Genomic DNA, 15,626 nt, shown 5'->3' with positions numbered 1-15,626 from the left:
TCAGCCGTGGTCTGCGGCGTCGTCCTCCAGCACGTCGGCGGCCGGGCCGACGATCAGCGGGTCCGGCGTCCCGACCGCCGCGGCGTCCTTGCCGGTGTAGTCGAAGCGGTGCAGCACGTGCCGCATGGCGCCGAGCCGGGCGCGCTTCTTGTCGTTGCTCTTGACCACCGTCCAGGGCGCGTGCTCGGTGTCGGTGTGCAGGAACATCGCCTCCTTCGCCTCGGTGTAGGCGTCCCACCGGTCCAGCGAGGCGAGGTCGGTGGGGGAGAGCTTCCACTGCCGCACCGGGTCGATCTGCCGCACGATGAACCGGCTGCGCTGCTCGCCGCGGGTCACCGAGAACCAGAACTTCACCAGGTGGATGCCCGACTCGACGAGCATCCGCTCGAACTCCGGGGCCTGGCGCATGAACAGCCGGTACTCCTCCGGTGTGCAGTAGCCCATCACCCGCTCGACGCCGGCGCGGTTGTACCAGGACCGGTCGAACAGCACGATCTCCCCGGCGGCGGGCAGGTGCTGCACGTAGCGCTGGAAGTACCACTGGGTCTGCTCGCGCTCGGACGGCTTGTCCAGCGCCACCACCCGGGCGCCGCGCGGGTTGAGGTGCTCGGTGAACCGCTTGATGGTGCCGCCCTTGCCTGCGGCGTCCCGGCCCTCGAAGACGATGACCAGCTTCTGGCCGGTCTCCTTCACCCAGCCCTGCAGCTTCAGCAGCTCGATCTGCAGCACCCGCTTCTGGATCTCGTACTCGCGGCGGTGCAGCCGCTCGTCGTAGGGGAAGCCCTCGCGCCAGGAGTCGACCCGGTTGCCGTCCGGGTCGAAGAGCTCGCGGTCGTCGTCCCAGTCCTCGTCGCTGTTGGTGTCGGGCAGGGCGTTGAGCCGCCACTGCGACAGGTCGATGACGGAGGAGGGCGCCGGTCGGATGTCCACGCCCTGATCTTCACCCGAACCGCCCGGCCGGTTCCACGTGGAACCGGTGCCGCCGCTCACCCGCGCAACTGGGCCGCGGCCCGGACCTGCCGCAGGTGGTCGATGAGCGCATCGCCGACCCGGCCCCAGGTGCGGCTCGCCACCGAGGGCCGTGCCCGGACGGCGGCCGCCTGCAGGGCGCCCGGGTCGTCGCGCAGCCCGGCGACGAGCGCGGCCAGCACGTGCGGGTCGTCACCGGCCCACAGCCAGCCGTTCTCCCGGTGCCGCACCAGGTCCAGCGGCCCGCCGGAGGCGGCGACCACGGCCGGCACCCCGGCGGCGAGCGCCTCCTGCACCGCCTGGCAGAACGTCTCGTCGGCCCCCGGGTGGACGAACAGGTCCAGCGAGGCGACGACGGCGCCCAGGTCCGCACCGCCGAGCTGGCCGAGGAACCGCGCCCGCGGCATCGCCCGGGACAGCGCCCGCCGCTGGGGACCGTCCCCGACCACGACCAGCCGCACGCCCGGCAGCTCGCTGACCGGCGCGAGCAGCTCCAGCCGCTTCTCCAGCGCCAACCGTGCCACCACCCCGACCAGCAGTTCACCGCCGGGAGCCAGCTCGGCGCGCAGTGCCGGGTCCCGCCGGCCGGGGTGGAACTGCTCCAGGTCCACCCCGCGCGGCCACAGCGCCACCGGCGCGATGCCGTGCCGCCGGAGCTCCGCCGCCGTCGGTGAGGACGGCGCGAGCGTGAGGTCGGCGGTGCCGTGCACGGTCCGCAGGAACCGCCAGGCGGCGGCCTCGCCACCGGGCAGCCGGTAGCGCTGGGCGTAGGCGGCCAGATCGGTCTGGAAGACCGCGACCGACGGCACGCCCAGGCTGCGGGCGGCGCGGCCGGCGGCCAGCCCGAGCACCGCGGGCGACGCCAGGTGGACGACGTCGGGAGCCAGCCGGCGCACCACCCCGGTGAGGTCGCCGGCCGGCCGGGCGAGCTGCAGCTGGCGGTACCGGGGCAGCCGCATCGCCGGCACGGTGACCACCTGCACCCAGGCGCCGCAGCGGGACTCGTAGTCCGCCCCGGAGGGCGCGAGCACCACCGGGTCGTGCCCCCGCACGGCCAGGTGGTCGACCAGCCGCAGGACCGAGTTCACGACCCCGTTGACCGCCGGGAGGAAGGTCTCCGCCACCACCAGCACGCGCATCCCGGGCGCGCCGGGCACGGCCACGGTGGCCGGGTCGGCGGGCACCTCCTCACGCAGCACGAGAGGGTTCCCGGGGTGCCGGCACGACCCGACGGACGGGTTCCCGCAGCCGGCGTGGGTGCGCCGTGACGACCGGGGCGCGGGACTCGGTGACCGCGGCGACGGCGTACTCGGCCAGTGCGGCCAGTTCGCGCCGGTCCGCCCCCGCCGGGTCCAGGGCCGGCAGCAGGTGCACCTCGACGACCAGGTCCCGCGCGGCGACCACCCGGGCGACGCTGCGCCACAGGGGCTCGTCGGCGAGGTAGCCGGCGAGCGCGGTGGGCGCCCCGCCGCCCACCCGGTACCGGACGGCGACCGGGCACACCGGCGCCGCGGCGTCGACCGCGGCCTGGAAGAAGGCGGGGCGGAACCGCTCCAGCTCCACCCCGCAGGACGTCGTCCCCTCCGGGTGCACCGTCACGGTCGCGCCGGCGCGCAGCGCCGCGGCGGCCTGCGCCACCGCGGCCGGCAGGGTGCGGATCCGGGCGCGGTCGAGCAGCACCACCCCGGCGCGGCGGGCCAGCGGGCCCACCAGCGGCCACGCGCCCACCTCATGCTTGGCCACCGGCAGGCCGGGGACGGCGGTGAGCACCGCCAGGTCGTCGACCCAGGAGACGTGGTTGCTGACCACCAGGTGCCCGGGGCCGTGGCCGGGCCCGGTGCGGGGCCAGCCGACGGGGGAGGCGTGCACCTCGACGCGGACGCCGGCCGCCGTCAGGACCCGGGCGGCGGCGCAGACGAGGATCCGGCGCCGACCGCGTGGGCTGGCCAGCGGAGCCCGCAGCGAGGCGGCGCCCGCCCCGGCGAGCGCCCCGGCCAGCCGCAGCCACCGTCGCCGCCGGGTGCCGGCGTCCACGGTGGGGGCCGGGTCGCCGGCGCAGGCGGTGGTGCAGGCGCTCACCGGCAGCCAGACGCTCATCGCCCGGCTCCGGTGAGCCGGTCGAGCACCGGGCGGGGGACGTCGGCGAGGTCGAGCAGCACGTAGAAGTCCGCCGTCCCGAAGGCCGGGTCCCAGGCCGGCCGTCCGCAGACCCGCGCCCCCAGCTTCAGGTAGGCGCGCAGCAGTGGCGGGACCACCAGGCGCTCGGGCCGGGGCGGGAGGTCCACGTCGAGGGGCAGGTGCGGCACGACCCGCAGGTCCACCGGGGCCAGGTGCCGGTCGCGGACCAGGTCCCACACCCCGGCAGCGGTGGCGCCACCGTCGGCCAGGGAGACGGAGGCGCAGCCGGCCAGGTGGGTGGCGCCGCGGTCCAGCACGTAGCGGGCCACCCCGGCCCACAACCGGGTGATCACCGCGCCGGTGCGGTGCGCAGGGTGCACGCAGCTGCGCCCGGCCTCCACGAGCCCGGGCCGCAGCGCGGCGTGCCGGGAGAGGTCGAACTCGCCGGCGGAGTAGCTGCGGCCGGCGGCCGCAGCGCGCTCGGGCGGCAGCAGCCGGTAGGTGCCGACCACCTCACCGGTGCGTTCCTCGCGGACGAGGAGGTGGTCGCAGAGGTCGTCCCACTCGTCGACGTCCCGGCCGACGGCGGCGCCCGCGGCGCCGAGCTGGGCGCCGCCCTCGACGGCGAACACGTCGTGCCGCAGCCGCTGGACGGCGGCCAGGCCGGCGGCGTCGGTGGCCAGGGTGGTCGTGTACCGGAGCGCGGGGATCGGGTCGAGCGCGGTCGGGGTGGGGGTCACGGGGACACCTCGGTTGCCGGGAGGCCCCTGGGCGGGGCCCGGACGCCGCCAGGTTCAGCGGGTGAGGTGTCCGTCGAGTGGCCGCGGCCTGGCGCGTCCCCATCGGGACGGCGAATCCCGCCCCGGGTGTCCCCCGGCCGGGGGACGCCTCAGCCGCGGCCGGGCCCCGCCGAGCCGGCCGGGTACTCCTGCAGCGGCACGTCACCGGCCTCCCACGCGGCGAGGATCGGCTCGACGATCCGCCAGGACTCCTCCGCCTCCACGTCGCTGATCGACAGCGTCGCGTCGCCGGTGGCCATCTCCTTGAGCAGCAGGCCGTAGGCCGACAGCGGGTTCGGCGGCAGCCCGATGTCCAGGGCCCGGCGCTCCAGGTCGAACGGGTCGTCGGCGCCGTTGAGGTTGATCTCCACGGTGATGTGGTCGGGGTCGAATCGCAGGCGCAGCACGTCGGGCTGCGGCTGCTCGCGTCCGAAGGCCAGGTGCGGAACCGGCTTGAACCAGACCGCGATCTCCTGCCGGCCCTCGCCCAGCGCCTTGCCGGTGCGCAGCCGGAACGGCACCCCGGCCCACCGCCAGTTGTCGATGGTGACCGTGTACTCGGCGTAGGTCTCGGTCTCCCGCGCGGGGTCGACGCCGTCCTCGCTGGTGTAGTCGGGCAGCTCGCGGCCCGCGACGGTGCCGGCGGTGTAGCGGGCCCGCACCGTGTCGCGGGCCATGTCGGCCGGGGGTCGCACCGCGCGCAGCACGTCGGCCTTGCGGGCGGACAGGCTGGGGCCGTCGACCGCTTGCGGCGGCTCCATCGCGATCAACGCCAGCTGCTGCAGCAGGTGGTTCTGCAGCATGTCCCGCAGCGCACCGGCGGTGTCGTAGTAGCCCGCCCGCCCCTCCAGGCCCAGCGTCTCGTCGAAGACGATCTCGACCCGCTCGACGTGCCCGGCGTTCCAGACCGGCTCGAACAGCCGGTTGGCGAAGCGCAGGCCCAGGATGTTCAGCACCGTCTGCATGGCCAGGAAGTGGTCGGTGCGGAACACGCGGTCCTCGGGCACCAGCCGGTGCAGCACGGCGTTCAGCTCGCGGGCGTCGGCCTGGTCCCGGCCGAAGGGCTTCTCCACGCCGATGGAGGTGCCCTCGGGCAGGTCGACCTCGGTGAGCGCCTGCAGCGTGGGCAGGAAGACGGTGTTGGGCAGGGCCAGGTACACGACCGGGCGGCCCTCGGCCCGCTCCAGCGCCCGGCGCAGGTCGGCCGCGTCGGTGACGTCGCCCTGCTGGTACCCGAGCCGGGCCACCAGCCGGTCCCGGGTCTCCTCCGGCACGTGCCCGGCGTGCTCGGCCAGCCGTTCCCGGGCCCAGTCGCGGTACTCGTCGTCGGACCAGTCCTCCCGGCCCACCGCCAGCAGGTCGAGCTCGGCGTCGACCGCCTCGCCGTCGGCGGCGTCCGCGCCGAACAGCTCGGCCAGCCCGGGCAGGAGCAGCCGGCCGGTCAGGTCGCCCCGGCCGCCGAGCACCACGAAGGTCACGCGCATGCAGACGCCCTGCCCACCGGGCGGCGTCCTGAACCCCGGGGTACTACCGGGGGACCGGGTCCGCCCGGCGGACCGCCAGCAGCAGGCCCTTGCCGACCGCGGTGACGGTCGAGGTGAGCTGCGGGTCGGCCTCGATCCGCCCCCGGACGTCGGCGACCTGGTCGGGGTGGGAGAGCACGTTGTCGATGGCCAGCAGGCCGCCGGGGCGCAGCACCCGCACCGGGTCCGGCCACCAGCCCGCGTACCGGGAGCGGTCGGCATCCAGGAACACCACGTCCTGGCTGCCGTCGGGCAGCCGGCGGAGCACGTCGCCGCCGTCGGCGCACTCGAGCTCCACGTGCCGGGCCAGACCCACCCGGGCCAGGTTGGCGGCCGCTGCCCGCTGGCCGTCGCCGTCCACGTCGACGGAGTGGACCGTGCCGTCCCGGCCCTGCACCGCCCGGGCCAGCCACAGCGTGGAGACACCGTTGGACGTGCCGACCTCCAGCACCCGCTCGGCGGCCATCGCCTGGACGACCACCGCCAGCAGTGCGGCCGCGTCAGGGCTCAGGTTGCGCGGCCGCTTCCCGGGGGTCGCCCGGTCGGCGTCGAGGCGGGCACCCTCCTCGTGCAGCGCGTGGACGACGTCGTGGAAGTCCTCGGTCATGGTGACGGTCCTACCCGGTCGCCCGCGCGCCGGTCGTGGAGCCCGTCCCCAGGTCGACGACCCGGTCAGCCCAGACGGCGAGCAGGTCCTCGTCGTGGCTGATCGCCAGCACGCCCAGCCGCCCGGCGGCCACCTCCTCGCGGACGACGCCGACCAGCGCGGCCGCCGTCGACGCGTCGAGCATCGCGGTCATCTCGTCGCACACCAGGTAGTGCGGCCGCGCGGCCAGCGCCCGGGCCAGGCACGCGCGCTGCAGCTGGCCGTCGCTGACCTCGTGCGGCCGCCGCCGGAGCAGGTCGGCGGTGAGCCCCACCCGCTCGGCGAGGTCGGCGACCCGCTCCGCCCGGGCCGCTGCGCCGCGCCGTCCGGCGGTGGGCAGCCCCCGCAGGCGCAGTGGCTCGGCGACGACGTCGTGCAGCGACAGCCGCGGGTCGACCGACCGGCGCGGCGACTGGAAGACCATGCCGACGGCGGTGCGCAGCGCGGCGGGACGGGCGTACCGCACCCCGCCGGCGTGGACGCCGTCCACCTCGACCGTTCCGCGTTCGGGCGCCAGCAGCAGCGCGGCGACCCGGGCCAGCGTCGTCTTGCCGGTGCCGCTGGGCCCGGCCAGCCCGACCACCTGGCCGGGTGCCACGCGCAGGTCGACGTCGCGCAGCACCGGCCGGTCCGCCTCGTACCCGGCGGTCACGCCGGTCAGCGTCAGCACCGCACACCTGCCGGGGGCCGGCAGCGGCTGGTCCGCGCGCCGGCGACGTGCACCGTCTGCCCGCCGTCGCAGGCGCCGCTGTCCGGCCGGCGGGCGTGCCAGGCGCAGCCGGGTGGCAGGTCGGTGAGCGTCGGCGCCACCCCGGGGATGGGCACCAGCCCGCCCGCGGGCAGCGCGGCCAGCAGCGCCCGGGTGTAGTCGTGCGCCGGGTCGGCGAGGACGGCGTCCGCCGGGCCCGTCTCGACCAGCCGGCCGGCGTACATGACGGCGACGTCGTCCACGAGCTCCGGGGACCGCTGCAGCGCGCCCAGGTCGTGGGTGATGAGCAGGACGGCGCAGCCCCGGTCGGCCACGCTGCGCAGCAGCCGCAGCGTGCGGTCGACCAGCGGGCGGTCCAGCCCGGCGGTCGGCTCGTCGGCGAGCACCACGTCGGGGTCGCCGGCCAGCGCCAGCGCCACCACGACCCGTTGGGCCATGCCGCCGGACAGCTCGTGCGGGTAGCGGTCCAGGTCGGCCGGGTCCAGCCCGACCCGGGTGGCCAGCTCGTCGGCGCGTTCCCGGCGCTCGTACCCGGGGGTCAGCTCGGCGACGGTCTCCTCCAGCTGCGACCGCACGGTGCGCACCGGGGTCAGCGCGGTCGCCGCGCTCTGCGGCACCAGCGCCACCCGGCGTCCCCGGACGGTGCGGCGCAGCACGTGGCCGGACGCGCCGAGCAGGTCCAGCTCCCCGGCGAGCACCGCCGTGCCGCTGACCAGCGTGCCGGGCGGCAGCAGCCGCAGCAGCGCGGCGGCCAGCACCGACTTGCCGCAGCCGCTCTCGCCCACCAGCGCCAGCACCCGGCCGGGGGTGAGGGTGAAGGAGACGTCCGTGGCCGCGTGCACGGCGGCCCGCCCGCGGCGTCCCGTGGGGAACCGGACGGTGAGCCCGGAGACGGCGAGCACCGGCGCGGTCACAGCCGGGCCCCGGCCCGCTCGGGCAGCGCGGTGCGGTCGCGCAGCGCCGACCCGACCGCGGCGACGGCGAGGGTGGCGAGCACCAGGCCGAGCGCGGGGAAGACCAGCGTCCACCAGCCGCCGAGCAGCAGCGAGCTGCGGGCCTCCTGGAGCAGGGTGCCCAGGCTGGCCGCGTGCGGGGGCAGGCCGAGCCCCAGGAAGCTCAGCGTCGACTCGTGCCAGACCGCGTGCGGCAGCAGCAGGACGGCGGCGACCAGCGCCTGCGGGGCCGCGGCGGGCAGCAGGTGCCGCTGCACCACCCGCCACCGCCCGGCCCCGCCCAGCAGCGCGGCGTCCACGTGCTCCCGGTCGCGCAGCGACAGCACCTCGGCGCGGACGATCCGGGCCACCTGCGTCCAGTGGGTGAGCGCGATCGAGGCGATGATCGCCACCAGGCTGCCCCGGAACAGCGCCACCAGCACGATGCCCAGCAGCAGGTGCGGCACGGCGTTCACCGCGTCGACCACCCGCATGGTCACCCGGTCGACCCAGCCCCCGGCGGCGGCCGAGAGCGCGCCGGCCAGCGCGCCGATCAGCACCGACAGCACCGCGCAGACCACGGCGATGAGCAGCGAGATCCGCAGCCCGGCCGCGGTGCGGACGAACAGGTCCCGCCCGGCGGAGTCGGTGCCGAACAGGTGCGCCCAGGACGGCGCCTGCCGGGCGGCGGCGAAGTCGGTGACCCGGTCGTCGACGCCGGCGACCCAGGGCACCAGCAGGGCGTAGCCGGCGAGCAGCGCGAGCACGGCGAGCCCGGTGAGCAGGCGGCGGTCAGCCATCGGCGGCCACCCGCGGGTCGAGCAGCACGTAGGCGGCGTCGGCCAGCAGCGAGCCGAGCAGCACCGCCGCCGTGGTGAGCAGGGTCAGCACCGCGAGCAGCGGGAAGTCCAGCTGGACGGCGGAGGTGACCACCGCCTGCGCCACCCCCGGCCAGCTGAAGACCTCCTCGACCAGCACGGCGCCGACCACCAGCTCGGGCAGCCGGGCGCCGAGCAGGGTGACGAACGGCAGCAGCGCCGTCGGCAGCGCGTGCCGCAGGACCACGGTGCGCTCGGCCAGCCCGCGGGCGCGGGCGGCGACGACCGCGTCGTCGGCGAGCGCGGTGAGCACCGACTGACGCACGTTGAGCAGCAGCCAGGGCAGCTGGGAGGCGCCCAGCACGGCGGCGGGCAGCACCAGGTGCCGGGCCACCTGCCCGGCCGACAGCTCGGCGCCCGCGTCGGTCAGGCCCGCCACCGGCAGCCAGGACAAGGTGATCGCGAACAGCGCCACCGCGCCGAGCGCCACGACGAACGGCGGCACGGCCTGCAGCAGCAGGCAGACCGGGGTGACCACCCGGTCGACCCAGCCGCCGCGCCGGGCCGCGCTCCACGTGCCGAGCACGAGCGCGGCGACGACGGCGAGGCCGAGCGCGATCGTCACCAGCAGCAGCGTCCACGGCAGCCGCTCGGCGAGCACCTCGGCGACCGGTTGGCCGAAGGACCGCGACGTACCGAGGTCGCCGGTCAGCAGGTTGCCCAGCCAGTCGCCGTACTGCTCCCACCACGGCCGCCCGGTGCCCAGCTCCTCGGCGATCTGCGCCTGCGCCGCCTCGCTGGCGGTCAGGTAGCGGTCCCCGAGGTAGCCGACCAGCGGGTCGAACGGGGAGGCGGCGGCGAGGGCGAAGACGCCGCCGGAGACGACGGCGAGCACCGGCAGCACGAACAGCAGGCGCCGCCGGGCCAGCCGCCCGGCCGCCCGCCACCGGTCCCGCCGGGGCTGTCGCGGCGGGACCGGTGGGGCAGGCGGCGGGGGAGCGTCGACCCGCGGGGCCGGGAGGTCGGTCAGGGTCACCCGTCGCGCCGCCACTCGGCCAGGTTCCACCACGGGCCCCAGCTCACGCCGTGGGAGTGCGGCTCGAGCACCGGCTCGGTGCCGGTCCAGCCGCCGTCCCGCATCACGTAGACGTGCTCGAGGAACACCAGCACGACCGCGGGCGGGTCGGCGACCAGCTGGCGCTGCACCTCGCGGTAGGCGTCCACCCGCACGTCGTCGTCGGTGCTCCGCCGGGCCTCGTCGAGCGCGGCGTCGACGGCGGGGTTGCGGTAGTCGGCCGGGTTGTCGAAGGGCCCGCCCACGCCGTCGGCGGTGAAGGAGGAGTGCAGCGCGTTGTACAGCTGAGTGTCCGGGTCGTAGGGGACGTCACCGCCGCCGAGCAGGGAGGCGTCGACCGGGATCCGCGGCCGGAACTGCGGCCGGTCCACCGCCTCCAGGTCGACCTCCACGCCCACCTCCAGCGCGTCGGAGGCGAAGGCCTGGGCGAGATCGCGGCGCAGCGTCTCCTCCGGGAAGTACATGACGGTGAACTCCGCGCGCTCGCCGTCGCGCACCCGCACGCCGTCCGGGCCGGGCACCCAGCCGGCCTCGTCGAGGATCCGCCGGGCCTCGTCCGGGTCGTGCTCGAACACCGCCGACGGCTCGGCGTACTCGCCGAACACCGCCGGCACGAAGGTGGACGCCGCCTCGCCGTGACCGCCGAGCACCGACTCGACGATGGCGTCACGGTCGACCGCGGCGTTGAGCGCCCGCCGCACGGCCGGGTCGCCGGTCACCGGGTTGCCGGCCGGCAGGGAGACCGCGCGCCAGTCGGCCGACGGGTGGCCGACCACGGTGAGCCCCTCCTCGTCGGCCAGGGTGTCGGCCAGCAGCGGCGGCAGCGTCGTCCCGTCGAACTCCCCGGAGGCCATCCGCTGGGCGCGGGTGTTGTCGTCGGGCACGTAGACGACCACCAGCTCGTCGACCTCGGGAGCGCCGTCCCAGTGGTCGGGGTTGGCCCGGAAGACGGTCCGGTCGCCGCGCCGCTCGGTGAGCACGAACGGGCCGGTGCCGACGGGGGCGGTGTTCAGCTCCGACTCCTCGGCCGGGCCGGGGGTGGCCAGCGCCTCGGCCGGCGCGATGCCCAGCAGCAGCTTGGTCGGGAAGGGGACGTACGAGTAGGCGAGCCGGAAGACGACGGTCTGCGGGTCGACCGCCTCGACGCTCTCCACCATCGCGTAGTTGCTGGCGATGGGGGAGGCGGAGGCGGGGTCGAGCACGGCCTCGTAGGTGGCGACGACGTCGTCGGCGTCGAACGTCGTCCCGTCGGAGAAGGTCACGCCCTCGCGGAGCGGGACGGTCCACTCGGTGGCGTCGTCGTTGCCCTGCGGCAGCTCGGTGGCCAGCGCCGGCTCCAGCTCGGGGATGCCCTCCCCGCCGCCGGCGAGGCGGACCAGGCCGTCGTAGACCCGGGAGTACCCGGTCTCGCCGTGGCCGGCCACCGGGTTGAACGACTCGGGCTCGTAGGCGTCGGCCAGCACCAGCCGGTCGGCGCCCTCCGCGGCGGGGGCGCCGCCGTCGCCGCCGGGAGCGCTGCACCCGGCCAGGGCGGTGGCGGCGAGGAGGACGAGCGGGACGCGCGAGCGCACGGGGGCTCCGTTCAGCGGGTGGTCGGGGCTTGCTGCAAGAAGCTCGCAAGAACGTATCTGTTGCGAGGGGGTTGCAACAAACCCGCAGACGACGCGCAGGTGAACAGTGCCGAGAGGCGCCTCAGGGCAGGGCGACGCCGTCCAGGTACCGCCAGGCGCCGTCCTCCCGGGTGAACCGGCTGTCCTCGTGCTGGCTGCCGGGCACGCCGTCGACGACGTGGGAGGCGCGGAACTCCACGGTGCCCTCGGCCGCCAGCAGCCCGCCGCCGGTGGTGCGCAGCACCTCGAGGCCGGTCCAGCGGACGTCCGGGTCGAGCTCGATCGTGCGCGGGCGGGTGGTCGAGTGCCAGGTGGCCAGCAGGTACGCCGGGTCGCCGACGGCAAAGGCGCTGTAGCGGGAGCGCATCAGCTGCTCCGCGGTCGCCGCGGGAGCGGTGCCGTCGTGCAGCCGGCCGCAGCACTCGGCGTAGGGCAGCAGGGAATCGCACGGGCAGGGTCGGGGAGCCACGGCCCGAGTCTCCCCGGGATGCGAGGGCGGCCGCCGCCCTCCGAGGAGGACGACGGCCGCGGTGGTCGTGGTCGGCGGGTGGCCGGGCCGGATCAGTAGGTGAAGCGGCTCACCAAGCCCCGCAGATCGGTCGCCATCCGGGACAGCTCGTCGACGGCGACCTTGGTCTGCCCGAGGGCCTGGTTGGTCGAGTCGGCAGCGGTGGACACCCCGGTGATGTTCGCGGCGATCTCCCCTGACCCACCGGCGGCCTCCTGGACCGAGCGGGACATCTCGTTGGTGGTCGCGGTCTGCTCCTCGACGGCGCTGGCGATCGTGGTCTGGTAGTCGCTGATCGACCCGATCACCTCGCTGATCCGGGCGATGGCGTCGACGGCCGAGCCGGTGTCTCCCTGGATCGCCTCGACCCGCCGCGCGATGTCCTCGGTCGCCCGGGCGGTCTCCTGAGCCAGTTCCTTCACCTCGTTGGCGACGACGGCGAAGCCCTTGCCGGCCTCACCTGCCCGGGCCGCCTCGATCGTGGCGTTCAGCGCGAGCAGGTTCGTCTGCTCGGCGATGGAGGTGATCACCTTGATCACGTTGCCGATCTCGCGGGAGGACTCGCCGAGCTTGGTCACCGTGGCGTTGGTCGACTCCGCCTCGGTGACCGCCTGTGCCGCCACCCGGGCCGCTTCGTTCGCGTTCTGCGAGATCTCCCGGATCGACGCCCCCATCTGCTCGGCCCCGGCGGCGACGGTGCCCACGTTGCGGGACACCTCCTCGGCGGCGGCCGACACCACCCCGGACTGGGCGCTGGTCTCCTCCGCCGACGCCGAGATCTGTGCCGCTGAGGCGCTCAGTTCCTCGGACGAGGCGGCCACCGCGTCTGCAGACCCGACGACGGTCGCCAGCACCTGCCGGAGGTCGGCCACCGCGACGTCCAGTCCCTGGCCCATCTGGCCCAGCTCGTCACGGGAGATCAGGCCGGTCCGGCGGGTCAGGTCCCCCGCGGCCAGGGCGTCGGTCACCTGCTTGACCTTCCGCGTCGCCCCGGCGATCCGGGTGGCGACGAAGAGCCCCACCGCGACCGCCATCAGCAGTGCGACGGCCAGCACGATGCTGGAGCTGACGGTCTGCGTCGCCGAGGAGCTCTCGATCGCGGCGATGGCCTCCTGGGCGTCTTCGTCCTCGAGTGCGCGGAGGGCGCGGATGTCCTCGGTCATCTCCTCGACCAGGGCGACACCCTGCTCGTCGTTGACCGCGATCCAGCTGCGGATGTCGCCGGCGAGCGCGTAGGGCGCCAGCACCTCACGCTGGAACTGCTCGTACCGGTCGACCGAGGCGATCAGGTGGTCCAGCACCTCCTGCCGACGCTCCCCGAGCCCACCGGCGGTGTAGTCCTGCACGAACGTGTCGAACTCCGCGCGCACCTCGTCGAGCTGGGCGATGTCGGCTCGGGTCTCCTCCGGGGTCGGGGCCAGCACGGTGTCCCGGGCGAGGACGCGCATGTCCTGGATGCGGCGGTTCATGTCCCCGGCTGCAGCCACGCCCTGCAGGTTGTCCTCGTAGAGCGCCTGTGACTTCGCCGTCGCGTCCCACATCGACTGGATACCCATGACACCGATGGCCGCTGCCGCCACGGACGGGACCGCCACCGCCGCCAAGATCTTGGTCTTCACGCCACGGTCGGCCCACCACCGGCCCAAGGACGTGCCCGGACGTGGTCCGGTGACCCCTTCGTCGGTCTCCGCGCTGCGGTCGCTCATCACTCGCTCCTCGTCCCACGCCCCGACCCTCGGGGGCAATACCTGTTGCTTCGACGCGGTGACCGCGCTGTTGAGGAGGACCGGTGATCTTCGTGGAGAAACTCCGGTGAGCGGCGCCGCGGATCGCCTAGTCGACGTGGGGCGTCGTGGGGTGGGCTCCCGTCCAGCGAGCTGCGCGAGCCGTTGGACGGGGCCGCGCCCCCGCTGGTTCCGCCCACCTCCGGCCCTCGGGGCGGCCTGGCCCGTCGGACCGTCGGCCACCGGCTCGTCCGCTACCGGTGCAGGGACGGTCAGGAGTGCGTCGGCTCCCCTGGTGCCACCGTCTGCGCCAGCTCGGTCACCGGCAGGTACACCCGCCCGCCCTCGTCGCGGAACTGGGCGGACTTCTCCGCCATCCCGGCCCGCAGCGCCTCCGCGTCGTCCAGCCCCTTCCGGGCGGCGTAGGCGCGCACGTCCTGGCTGATCCGCATCGAGCAGAAGTGCGGTCCGCACATCGAGCAGAAGTGCGCCGTCTTCGCCGCCGGCGCCGGCAGCGTCTCGTCGTGCATCTCCCGGGCCGTGGTCGGGTCGAGCGAGAGGTTGAACTGGTCCTCCCAGCGGAACTCGAACCGGGCATCGGACAGTGCGTCGTCCCAGGCCTGGGCACCGGGGTGCCCCTTGGCCAGGTCTGCGGCGTGCGCGGCGATCTTGTAGGTGATGACGCCGTCCTTGACGTCGTCCCGGTCCGGCAGGCCGAGGTGCTCCTTGGGCGTGACGTAGCAGAGCATCGCCGTCCCGTACCAGCCGATCATCGCCGCGCCGATCGCGCTGGTGATGTGGTCGTAGCCGGGCGCGACATCGGTGGTCAGCGGGCCCAGGGTGTAGAACGGCGCCTCGTCGCAGACCTCCAGCTGGAGGTCCATGTTCTCCTTGATCTTGTGCATCGGGACGTGCCCCGGCCCCTCGACCATCACCTGCACGTCGTGCTCCCAGGCGATCTTCGTGAGCTCGCCGAGCGTGCGCAGCTCGCTGAACTGGGCCTCGTCGTTGGCGTCGGCGATGCAGCCGGGGCGCAGCCCGTCGCCGAGGGAGAACGTCACGTCGTAGGCGGCCATCAGCTCGCACATCTCGCGGAAGTGCGTGTAGAGGAAGTTCTCCTCGTGGTGCGCCAGGCACCACGCCGCCATGATCGACCCGCCGCGGGACACGATCCCGGTCTTGCGCCCGGCGGCCAGCGGCACGTACCGCAGCAGCACCCCGGCGTGCACGGTCACGTAGTCGACGCCCTGCTCGAACTGCTCGACCAGGGTGTCCCGGTAGATCTCCCAGGACAGGTCCTCGGCCTTGCCGTTCACCTTCTCCAGCGCCTGGTAGATCGGCACCGTCCCGATCGGGACGGCGCTGTTGCGGATGATCCACTCGCGGGTGGTGTGGATGTTCCGGCCGGTGGAGAGGTCCATGACCGTGTCCGCGCCCCACCGGGTCGCCCAGGTCATCTTCGCGACCTCCTCCTCGATGGAGGAGGCGACCGCGCTGTTGCCGATGTTGGCGTTGATCTTGACCAGGAGGTTGCGGCCGATCGCCATCGGCTCGGACTCCGGGTGGTTCACGTTGGCCGGCAGGACGGCGCGGCCGCGCGCGATCTCGCTGCGGACGTGCTCGACGGGGACGCCCTCGCGCAGCGCCACGAACTCCATCTCGGCGGTCACCTCGCCCCGGCGGGCGTACGCCAGCTGGGTCACCGTGCGTCCGGGCAGCGCTCGCCGCGGCTGGTGGGCCGTGGCGAAGACGCTGTCCAGGTCGCGCCCGTCGTCGGCGCGGCGGCCGTCGTCCACCGGCTGCACGGGGCGGCCGGTGTACGCCTCGGTGTCACCGCGCTCGCCGATCCAGGTCGCGCGCAGCCGGGGCAGGCCCCGGCGGACGTCGGTCACGACGGCGGGGTCCGTGTACGGCCCGGAGGTGTCGTAGAGGACGACGCTGTCGCCGGTGGTGAGCTGGACCTCCCGCATCGGCACCCGCAGATCCGGGCGACTGCCGGCGAGGTACGTCTTGCGGGAGCCGGGGAACGCGCCGTTCTCGGCCTCGGACGGGCTGGGGGCAGCAGTCATCAGGGGTTCCTCCCTACGCCGGTGCGAACCGGATCAGGTACGAACGGTCAGCGGCCGGTCCTGCCGCCCTCTCAGCCTCGGTTCGTGAGGCTCCCGCGGGTCGTGGTCACCCTAGGGCCGCGCTGCTGCCCAGCACCAGCAGCAGT

14 protein-coding genes and 1 riboswitch are annotated in these 15,626 nt (G+C 75.1%); all 14 genes read right to left on the bottom strand.

Annotated features, from left to right (window positions below):
• The gene (gene ppk2, locus ACI795_RS06745) at nucleotides 1-930 is read right to left on the bottom strand and encodes a polyphosphate kinase 2 (protein WP_457074594.1); all 930 of its coding nucleotides are present in this window, start codon (nucleotides 928-930) and stop codon (nucleotides 1-3) included.
• A gap of 56 nt (nucleotides 931-986) precedes the next feature.
• Nucleotides 987-2,168, bottom strand: a complete 1,182-nt coding sequence (locus ACI795_RS06740) for a glycosyltransferase family 4 protein (RefSeq protein WP_457074591.1) — start codon at nucleotides 2,166-2,168, stop codon at nucleotides 987-989.
• The gene (locus ACI795_RS06735) at nucleotides 2,158-3,066 is read right to left on the bottom strand and encodes a lysophospholipid acyltransferase family protein (RefSeq protein ID WP_457074589.1); all 909 of its coding nucleotides are present in this window, start codon (nucleotides 3,064-3,066) and stop codon (nucleotides 2,158-2,160) included. The genes ACI795_RS06740 and ACI795_RS06735 overlap by 11 nt, the downstream gene beginning before the upstream one ends.
• Entirely contained in the window at nucleotides 3,063-3,827 is a 765-nt protein-coding gene (locus ACI795_RS06730; RefSeq protein WP_457074588.1) for a GNAT family N-acetyltransferase, read from the bottom strand. The genes ACI795_RS06735 and ACI795_RS06730 overlap by 4 nt, the downstream gene beginning before the upstream one ends.
• Nucleotides 3,828-3,976: 149 nt before the next feature.
• A complete protein-coding gene (locus ACI795_RS06725; RefSeq protein WP_457074586.1) occupies nucleotides 3,977-5,350 on the bottom strand; it encodes a glucose-6-phosphate dehydrogenase in 1,374 nt (457 codons plus the stop codon).
• A 43-nt stretch (nucleotides 5,351-5,393) separates the two neighbouring features.
• Nucleotides 5,394-5,996: an O-methyltransferase gene (locus ACI795_RS06720; RefSeq protein ID WP_457074585.1), complete on the bottom strand. Its 603-nt coding sequence runs from the start codon at nucleotides 5,994-5,996 to the stop codon at nucleotides 5,394-5,396.
• A 10-nt stretch (nucleotides 5,997-6,006) separates the two neighbouring features.
• Nucleotides 6,007-6,705: an ABC transporter ATP-binding protein gene (locus ACI795_RS06715; RefSeq protein ID WP_457074582.1), complete on the bottom strand. Its 699-nt coding sequence runs from the start codon at nucleotides 6,703-6,705 to the stop codon at nucleotides 6,007-6,009.
• Nucleotides 6,699-7,658: an ABC transporter ATP-binding protein gene (locus tag ACI795_RS06710; protein WP_457074580.1), complete on the bottom strand. Its 960-nt coding sequence runs from the start codon at nucleotides 7,656-7,658 to the stop codon at nucleotides 6,699-6,701. The genes ACI795_RS06715 and ACI795_RS06710 overlap by 7 nt, the downstream gene beginning before the upstream one ends.
• Complete coding sequence (locus ACI795_RS06705; RefSeq protein WP_457074579.1) at nucleotides 7,655-8,476, bottom strand: ABC transporter permease; 822 nt, start codon at nucleotides 8,474-8,476, stop codon at nucleotides 7,655-7,657. The genes ACI795_RS06710 and ACI795_RS06705 overlap by 4 nt, the downstream gene beginning before the upstream one ends.
• Nucleotides 8,469-9,545, bottom strand: a complete 1,077-nt coding sequence (locus tag ACI795_RS06700) for an ABC transporter permease (RefSeq protein WP_457074576.1) — start codon at nucleotides 9,543-9,545, stop codon at nucleotides 8,469-8,471. The genes ACI795_RS06705 and ACI795_RS06700 overlap by 8 nt, the downstream gene beginning before the upstream one ends.
• Entirely contained in the window at nucleotides 9,527-11,140 is a 1,614-nt protein-coding gene (locus ACI795_RS06695) for an ABC transporter substrate-binding protein (RefSeq protein ID WP_457074575.1), read from the bottom strand. The genes ACI795_RS06700 and ACI795_RS06695 overlap by 19 nt, the downstream gene beginning before the upstream one ends.
• A gap of 121 nt (nucleotides 11,141-11,261) precedes the next feature.
• Complete coding sequence (locus ACI795_RS06690; protein WP_457074573.1) at nucleotides 11,262-11,648, bottom strand: YchJ family protein; 387 nt, start codon at nucleotides 11,646-11,648, stop codon at nucleotides 11,262-11,264.
• A 92-nt stretch (nucleotides 11,649-11,740) separates the two neighbouring features.
• Complete coding sequence (locus ACI795_RS06685) at nucleotides 11,741-13,393, bottom strand: methyl-accepting chemotaxis protein (RefSeq protein ID WP_457074570.1); 1,653 nt, start codon at nucleotides 13,391-13,393, stop codon at nucleotides 11,741-11,743.
• Between the two features lie 290 nt (nucleotides 13,394-13,683).
• Nucleotides 13,684-15,480, bottom strand: a complete 1,797-nt coding sequence (gene thiC, locus ACI795_RS06680) for a phosphomethylpyrimidine synthase ThiC (protein ID WP_457074568.1) — start codon at nucleotides 15,478-15,480, stop codon at nucleotides 13,684-13,686.
• Nucleotides 15,474-15,587: riboswitch (TPP riboswitch) on the bottom strand. Its footprint overlaps the gene before it by 7 nt.
• Nucleotides 15,588-15,626 lie beyond the last annotated feature (39 nt).

It is taken from the genome of Modestobacter sp. SYSU DS0290 (assembly GCF_054050955.1).
This window is presented reverse-complemented; position numbering and strand designations above follow the sequence as displayed.